Genomic DNA, 8099 nt, shown 5'->3' on the forward strand with positions numbered 1-8099 from the left:
AACGACGAGTGCACCCGAAACCGGCGGCATCGGCCAACCAGGGGCGGGCCGTGACCCGGCCGCCTGGCTGATCGGGGGGACGGCCCTGCTGCTGGGCGCCGTGTTCGTCGGCGCCGATCTCGCCTTCAACCAGGGCAAGCTGATCGCACCGTTGGACGACGTCTACATCCACCTCCAATATGGACGCCAGCTCGGGCTGGGCCATTTCCTGCGCTACAACACGGGCGACCCGGTTTCCGCCGGGGCCAGCAGCATGCTGTACCTGCTGGTGCTGGGTGGCGCCTACGCGATCGGGTTCCAGGGTCACCTGTTCCTCGGCTTCGCCGTGGGCTTCGGCGTGCTGTGCTTCGCCTTCAGTGCGGCCGGCGTGTACCGGCTGGGGACGCGGCTGGTGGCCCGTCCGGCCGGGATCTGGGCCGGGCTGCTCACCGCTTTCAGCGGCCCGCTGCTGTGGGGTACGACCAGCGGGATGGAGGTCGGCCTCGCGATGCTGCTGGTGGTGTACACCCTGGTGGTGTTCGCCAGGGAGATGCCGTCGGGCCGCTTCCACTACACGCCGCTGGTGGCCGCCCTGCTGGCCCTGGTGCGCCCGGAAGGGCTGATCTTCGCCGGTGCCCTGACGCTCGCCGCCTGGTGGGTCCTGTGGTCCCGGCGCAGGATCGCCGGGACGGGGCGCTCGGTGGCACGTTGGGTGTGGACGCTGCTGCCGTTGCTCGCCTTCGCCGGGCAGTTGCTGTTCTACCAACTGGCGACCGGCACCGCCTCCGCGAACGGCATCCAGGCGAAGTCGTTGCTGCACGACCGTCCGGAGTTCTACTTCACCGAGTTCGCGGACCGGACCGTGACCAACGTCCGGGCCTTCGCGATGACCCTCCTGGGCTTCGGCAACCAGGACTTCGCCTTCCCGGGGGCGCTGCTGTTGTTCTTCGCGGGCGTGGCCTACCTGATCCACGCACGCCGATCCTGGCGGCCCCTGGTGCTCGCGATGACGGCCGGGCTCGGGGCGGTGCTCGTGTCCGTGGCGACGCTGAACACCGCGCTCGTCCACAACATGCGCTACGAACAGCCCTTCCTGCCGGTGTTCCTGCTGTTCGTGGTCTCCGCCTGGTACGGCGCGACACGACTCGTGCCGCCGCGGGCCCGCCGGTCCGCGCTGCACGCCGGGCTCGCGGCGGCACTGGTGTTCTCACTGGCCGCCGTGCCCACCTGGGCGATCCGCTTCGGCCGGGACGCCTCGGCGATCCGGGACACCGACGTGTCGGTCGGCGCGTGGATCAGCGGCAACCTGCCGCCGGACGCGGTCGTGGCGGTGAAGGACGTCGGCGCGGTCGCGTACTTCGGGAAACACCGGGTGGTCGATCTGATCGGTCTGGGCACCAACGGGCTCGCCGAGCCCGCCAACAACGGCATCGGTTCGCTGTACGAGGCGTTGCGCCACCTGCCCGCCGCGCAGCGGCCCGCGTACTTCGCCACCTACGACACCGGGCCGGGCCCGTCCCTGGCGCAACTGCGGTCGGTGGGAATCCTCGACGCCGAGCCGGTCCAGCTGTTCAAGGTGCAGACCCCGCGGGATCTCAACGGCAGGCTCATCGTGCCGTTCGAGGAACTGGGCGTCGACCGGGCGGACTGGACTCTGGCGGGCAGCGGGGACCGGCAGCCGGTGCCGGGCGACCTCCGGGACTACCTGAACGTGGGGGACGTGGCCGCCGAGCGGGGCCATGACTACGCCCCCAGGATGGCGCAGGTCGGGATGCAGCCGGTCAGCGTGCTGGCCAGGAACGGCGACGTGATCGACAGTGGCCGCATGATCATGGGTGGCGAGGAGTTCACCGCGCGGAACCTGATCCCTGGGCAACCGCTGACCATCACCGCGCGCACCGCGATGGACAAGGTGGTGCCCGACATGCTGGTGGTGGTGAACGGGGTGCCCGCCGGTGTGTGGACGCGGCCGGTGGAGACCGCACCGTGGTCGACCGCGACCTTCACCGTCCCGGCCCGGCTCGTCACGGGAAGCAGCGTGGGGATCGAACTCCGCCAGCCGAGGCCGCTGCTCAACCCCTACCCGGTCTACACCTCGTTCGGCTACTGGTTCAGCCAGTAGAAAGCCGTGAAGGGCCCCTTCACGGTCGAATCGACTGTGAAGGGGCCCTTCACGGCAGGTGCTCGGGAAACCGTCAGATCGGCAGCTTGCGGAAGATCGGCCGCGGCACGTGCCGCAGGATCGACATGACCGCGCGGAACGGCGCCGGAGCCCACACCAGGTCCTTGCCCTTGCGCACCGCGTCCACCGCGATCTCGGCGACCTGCTCGGCGGTCTGCTCCAGCGGAGCCTTGCCCAGCCCTTCGGTCATCTTCGTCTTGACCTGGCCGGGGCGGACCACGGTGACCTGCACGCCGTGCGGGCGCAGCGCCTCGCCGAGACCCAGGTAGAACCCGTCGAAACCGGCCTTGGTGGAGCCGTAGACGAAGTTCGAGCGGCGAACGCGCTCCCCGGCCACCGAGGACAGCGCGATGATCGCGCCGTGGGCCTGCTTCTTGAGCCGGTCCGCGAGCAGGACGCCGACCGACACGGCGGCGGCGTAGTTCACGGTGGCCAGTTCCACCGCGGTGGCGTGGTCCTGCCAGGCCTGCTCGGGGTCACCCAGCAGGCCGAAGGCCACCACCGTCACGTCGATGTCGCCGCCGGTGAACGCCCGGTCGATCGCGGCCGGGTGCGAGGCGGTGTCCGTCGCGTCGAAGTCCACTTCGGACACCTCGGCGCCCTGGCCGCGCAGGCGCTCCGCGGCCACCTTGCGGCGCTCGGACGGGCGGGCCGCCAGCACGACCCGGAGCGGGCGCTCGGCGAGGTACTTCTCGGCGATCGCGAGTGCGATGTCCGAGGTGCCGCCGAGCAGCAGCAGCGACTGGGGGTTACCTACCGCGTCGATCACAGCTCAAGCCTCCGGCTCATGTCTGAGGCGAAAACGCCTTCGGGGTCCACGGACTGGCGCACCTTCCGCCACTCCTCCAGCCGCGGGTACATCTTCGCGAAGTTCTCCGGGGTGGTGCGGGAATCCTTGGCCGTGTACAGGCGGCCGCCGATGGAGAGCACCTCCTCGTCGAGCTCCCGGCAGAACCGGCTCAGCCCCGCCTTGATGGGGAAGTCGAGGCAGACCATCCAGCCGGGGTGCGGGAACGACAGCGGCGCCTGGTTGCCCTCGCCCATCTGCTTGAACACGTTGATGAACGAGTAGTTCCCGGAGCCGGCGATCTTGACCAGGATGCGGCGCAACTCCTCGTGGGCGTTGAGCGGTGTGCTGAACTGGTACTGCAGGAAGCCGCGCGTACCGTAGGCGCGGTTCCACTCGCCGAACAGGTCCAGCGGGTGGTAGAAGGCGGTCAGGTTCTCCACCACACCGCGCTTCTGCTTCGGGGACTTGCGGTACCACAGCTCGCCGAGCGCGCTGAAGGTCAGCTTGTTCGCCAGCCCGTTCGGGAACACGTCCGGCAGCGTGGCCAGCTGGATCGCGTCGAACTTGAGGGGGTCGGCGCGCAGCTTCGGCGGCAGTTCGTCGAGCTTGGCCAGCGAGCCGCGGCTGAAGGCGGCGCGGCCCAGCTTGCTGCCCTGCGAGATGGCGTCGAACCAGCCCGACGAGTACGTGTAGTTGTCCTCGGAACCGTTGCTGACCAGCTCCAACGTCTCGTCGAGGTTGTCGGTGCGGTCCAGGTCGGCGACGAAGTACGCGGTCTCGGTCTTGGTCATCCGGATCGTCGCCCTGACGATGATGCCGGTCAGGCCGATGCCCGCCACGGTGGCCCAGAACAGTTCCGATTCCGGGCCGTCCGGGGTGATCGTGCGGATCTGCCCGTCCGCGGTGACCAGGTCCATCGACACCACGTGGTTGCCGAAGCTGCCCGCGCTGTGGTGGTTCTTGCCGTGGATGTCGTTGGCGATCGCGCCACCGATGGTGACCTGGCGCGTGCCCGGCAGCACCGGCACCCACAGGCCGTAGGGCAGCGCGGCCTTCATCAGCTGGTCCAGGCTCACGCCGGCGTCCGCGACCACGTACCCCGTGTCGGGGTCGATGGAGTGGATCCGGTTGAGCGCGGTCATGTCGACCACCAGGCCACCGGCGTTCTGCGCGGGGTCACCGTAGGAGCGGCCCAGGCCGCGCGCGATCACGCCGCGCTCGCCTGCCTGGGCCACCGCCTTCGCGATGACCTCGACATCCGCCGTGGTCAGTACGTCTGCCGTGGTCGGGGCCGTACGGCCCCACCCGGTGAGTGTCCGCCGCTCGATATGCGGTGTCGCTGCGTTCACCCGGCCCAGGGTAACGATCCCCGATCGATGGCTTGCCATTGACCGCTTCTACACTTTCCCGGTCCACGAATCCGATGCCGGCGAGGTAGTGCAGTGGTGTCTACGGAACCGCAGGAGTCAACGGCGACGGCTCAGGCCGGGCCAGGTCTTTTCGGTCAGCTGCTTCGTTTCGCGATCATCGGCGGCTTCTGCGCCCTGCTCGATCTGGGCACCTACAGCCTCGAGCTCGCATTGGGCATGGATTCTTCCCTCTGGTCCGTCGTGGCCAGGGCGATCAGTTTCATCGTCGGAACTACAACGGCGTATTTCCTTAACCGGAAATTCACATTCTCCGCCGGCCGCCGGGACGGTGGCGCGCAGGTGGGCAGCTTCGTGCTGCTCTACGGCGTGACCTTCGCGGTGGCCCTCGGCGTGAACGCGCTCATGCGAGCGGAGCTTCCGGAGATGGCGTTGAGGAGCACCGTGGCGTGGGTGATCTCGCAGGGAACCGCGACCGCGATCAACTTCGTCATGCTGAAGTTGGTCGTGTTTCGCGAGCCCGCGGAACGGTGACTCACGGCGGCTTGACAGGGCGCACCGTGTAGCTTGGTTGGGCGTGACCAATTCCCCTGGAGGACAGCGAACCCATGGCTGGTAAAGCCACTACCGCGACGGCCAAGACGAAAACGGACGACGCTGCCGCGGCGACGGAGCAGACCACGTTTTCCGAACACGTTCCCCAGGGAAGGCTGACCGCGCAACGCGGTCTTTACGCCGGTCCGTCCCCGATCGTGTCCAAGGACCTCTATGGCGAGGTGCTGGAGGGCGTGGTCACCCGTAAGCGGGATGGCGTGACGCTCGAACCGTCCGCACGGGTGAGCGGAAACACCTACTTCGGGCGCTTCCCCGCCAGCTACTGGCAGCGGTGGACCACGGTGCGTGAGGTCCGGGTCGAACTGGTGGCCACCGGAGCCGGGCAGCTCGCGGTCCGGGCGTCGGACTTCGAGGGCGAACCCCGCACGATCGCGGTCCAGGAGATCGAGGGCGCCGAAGCCGCCCGCGTCACCTTCGACGTGAAGCTCGACAAGTTCCTCGACGGCGGCGCGCTGTGGCTGGACCTGGAGACCCAGGCCGGGCAGCGGCTGGCGGTCGAGCAGGTCCGCTGGACGGTGGAGCCGCCCGAGAAGATCCGGCCCACCGCGGTGACCATCTGCACGATGAACCGCGCCGACGACTGCCTGAAGAACCTGCAGGCGCTGGCGGGCGACATTTCGTCGCTGGACACCCTCGACGCCATCTACGTCGCCGACCAGGGCACCGACCGCGTCGACTCGCGGGAGGGCTTCCCGCAGGTCGCCAAGGACCTCGGCGACAAACTGCACTACATCACCCAGCCGAACCTCGGCGGCGCCGGCGGGTTCACGCGCGGGCTGTACGAGGTGGCCGGGCACACCGACACCGCGCACGCGAACGTCCTGTTCATGGACGACGATGTGCTGCTCGAGCCGGACCTGGTGATCCGGATGACGGCGTTCTCCAACCGCGCCGCGAACCCGATCATCGTCGGCGGCCAGATGCTCAACCTGCTGCACCCGGACCAGCTGCACGTGGGGGCGGAGTACGCGCGGCTGAACACGCTGGAGCCGGGACAGCCGGTCGAGCACAGCCTCGCCACCGCGGACCTGCTGGGGGTGGACCCGGAGACCGGCAAGCCGAACAGGCAGGACCGGCGGCTCGACGCCGGGTACAACGGCTGGTGGTCGTGCCTGATCCCGTACGAGGTGGTCAAGGAGATCGGCTACCCGATGCCGTTCTTCTTCCAGTGGGACGACGCCGAGTACAGCTACCGGGCCCGTGCCCACGGTTTCCCGACCGTCACCCTGCCCGGGGCCGGCGTGTGGCACGCCGACTTCCACTGGAAGGACTGGGACGAGTGGCACCGGTACTTCAACCTGCGTAACTCGATCATCACCGCGGCGCTGCACAGCGAGTTCAACCTGACCGTGCTGTGCCGGGTGCTCACCGCGCAGCTCGTCCGGTACCTGTTGGGCATGCAGTACGGCCTGGCGCACACGCTGATCAAGGCGGTGGAAGACTTCCTGAAGGGGCCGGAGATCCTGCACGACGGCGGGGTCGCCGCGATGAAGGAGATCCGCGAGATCCGCTCCCGCTACCCGGAGACCAAGCGGTACGACCCGACCGAGGTCCCTGGCATCGCGTCGAACGACATCGGCCTGATCAACGCCGCGCCGCGCCCCTCTCTGCAGCGGCTGATCCTGATCAAGCGCGTCGTAGACCGCCTCCGCGGCCGCACCCGCTTCGACCTCGGCGCCATCCCGGCCGACGAAGCGCACTGGTGGCACGTGGCGCTGTTCGAGACCGCCGTCGTCACCGACGCCTCCCAGGAAGGCGTGCGCGTGCGCAAGTACGACCGCGACCGCATGTTCGAGCTCGCCAAGAGCGGCTTCCGTGTCATCAACAGCCTGCGTAAGAACGGCCGTGCCGTGCAGGACCAGTACCAGCGGGCCCTGCCCCAGCTGACCAGCCGGGAAAACTGGAAGCGGCTCTACGAGCTCTGAGGCTTTTCCCGTAGTAGAGCCGTGAAGGGTCCCTTCACAGTCGAATCGGCTGTGAAGGGACCCTTCACGGCGTTTACGCACCCGCCCACCCCGCGAACGGTTACTCAGCGCAGGCCGAAATGCTGTCCCTTCTGCATGAGGTCCTCGATGTAGGCGACGGCGACGTGCGCGAAGTTGACCACCATCTTCTCGCCGTCCTTGGTCCGGATGGTCTCGACCGAACCGTGTTCGACGAGCAGGTGCAGGTTCCGCTCCAGCTCGGCGGAATCCTCGGGCGGCACGGTGAACACCAGCGGGTCACCGCCGCTGATCAGGTGCAGGACGAGCGCGGGCTTCGTTTCAGGCATGAACCAAGGACAGCAGCTTCCGATCGGCCCCGGCAAGCCGGTTCGCTCACGGCAGAGGGAACCGGCGCGCACCCGGCTCGATAGGGTTCCCTCGTCTTGCCGATCGATTCCTAGGGGGAACGTCGATGTCACAGTTTTCGCTGTCGCTGGCGGCACTGGACGTAGTGCTGGAACACACCGGGCTCGGCCGGGCACCGACACCGTTCGAGACACCGCACATCGGCGCCACCTTCGAGGAACGCGCCCAGCTCCGTGCCGCGGTATTCCGGGACCTGGAATCCCGTCGGCTGGCCGGCCGCGGCCGTCTGGACCCCGATGTCGAGCTGGCCCTGCGGGCCTTCGTGCAAGCACCCGTCTCGATCATCGCGGTCGCCGAACTCGACGACGGGGAGCAGCTGTTCGCGCGGGCCGTGGCGGACGGGAACTACGGGATGGTGGCGCGGCGGCAGGACAACCTCGTCGTCTTCACCGAGGTCCGTCCCACCGCGATCGTGGCGGGCATCGTCGACCTGCTCCCCGCCACGCCTGCCGCCCCCGGACAGTCGGTGACGGTGGCGAAGCCCGCGCCGAAGCCGAAGCGCCAGGCCGACGACGCGTACGACCCGTTCGCCGCGGCGGCAAGGCCCCGCACCTCCACCGCCCCGGCTCAGCTTCGGATGGTGGAGCGGATCTTCCAGAAACCGAAGTTGCGCATCGGCCAGTTCACCGCGTTCGTCACCGGCGGCGACGGCAAGGGGCGGCGGCTCTCGCCCACCGCCTGGTTCGACACCGAGGAAGGGCGCTACTTCGTCACCTCACGAGAGGCCGAAGACGGCCAGAACTGGCTCACCTATGCCCCCGCGGACAACGCCCGCATCGCCCACCACCTGCACGAGCAGCTCCGGGGTTAGAGCC

At 68.7% G+C, this 8099-nt stretch carries 7 protein-coding genes; 4 read left to right on the top strand and 3 right to left on the bottom strand.

Features of this window, described 5'->3' with window-relative positions; genetic code table 11:
* The coding region (locus tag FNH05_RS25985) for an ArnT family glycosyltransferase (RefSeq protein WP_186382739.1) at positions 1 to 2101 on the top strand (2101 nt) is incomplete at its 5' end.
* 73 nt (positions 2102 to 2174) lie between these two features.
* Here the strand turns inward: FNH05_RS25985 and dprE2 are convergent.
* Positions 2175 to 2930, bottom strand: a complete 756-nt coding sequence (gene dprE2 / locus FNH05_RS25990) for a decaprenylphospho-beta-D-erythro-pentofuranosid-2-ulose 2-reductase (protein WP_144591342.1) — start codon at positions 2928 to 2930, stop codon at positions 2175 to 2177.
* A complete protein-coding gene (gene dprE1 / locus FNH05_RS25995) occupies positions 2927 to 4339 on the bottom strand; it encodes a decaprenylphosphoryl-beta-D-ribose oxidase (RefSeq protein ID WP_144591343.1) in 1413 nt (470 codons plus the stop codon). The genes dprE2 and dprE1 overlap by 4 nt, the downstream gene beginning before the upstream one ends.
* Positions 4340 to 4393: 54 nt before the next feature.
* On the opposite strand from dprE1, the gene FNH05_RS26000 reads away from it, so the two are divergent.
* Positions 4394 to 4852 carry a GtrA family protein gene (locus tag FNH05_RS26000; RefSeq protein WP_144591344.1) on the top strand — a complete coding sequence of 153 codons (459 nt, stop codon included), beginning with the start codon at positions 4394 to 4396 and terminating at the stop codon, positions 4850 to 4852.
* Positions 4853 to 4926: 74 nt separating this feature from the next.
* Positions 4927 to 6858, top strand: coding sequence for a glycosyltransferase (locus FNH05_RS26005; RefSeq protein WP_144591345.1), 1932 nt, complete (start codon positions 4927 to 4929; stop codon positions 6856 to 6858).
* A gap of 104 nt (positions 6859 to 6962) precedes the next feature.
* On the opposite strand, the gene FNH05_RS26010 is transcribed toward FNH05_RS26005, so the two are convergent.
* Positions 6963 to 7205 carry a hypothetical protein gene (locus FNH05_RS26010; protein ID WP_144591346.1) on the bottom strand — a complete coding sequence of 81 codons (243 nt, stop codon included), beginning with the start codon at positions 7203 to 7205 and terminating at the stop codon, positions 6963 to 6965.
* A 125-nt stretch (positions 7206 to 7330) separates the two neighbouring features.
* Here FNH05_RS26010 and FNH05_RS26015 point away from each other — a divergent pair, with 125 nt between their 5' ends.
* Positions 7331 to 8095: an ESX secretion-associated protein EspG gene (locus FNH05_RS26015; RefSeq protein WP_144591347.1), complete on the top strand. Its 765-nt coding sequence runs from the start codon at positions 7331 to 7333 to the stop codon at positions 8093 to 8095.
* Positions 8096 to 8099: the final 4 nt, after the last annotated feature.

This window comes from Amycolatopsis rhizosphaerae, assembly GCF_007713715.1.
Lineage (GTDB): Bacteria > Actinomycetota > Actinomycetes > Mycobacteriales > Pseudonocardiaceae > Amycolatopsis_E > Amycolatopsis_E rhizosphaerae.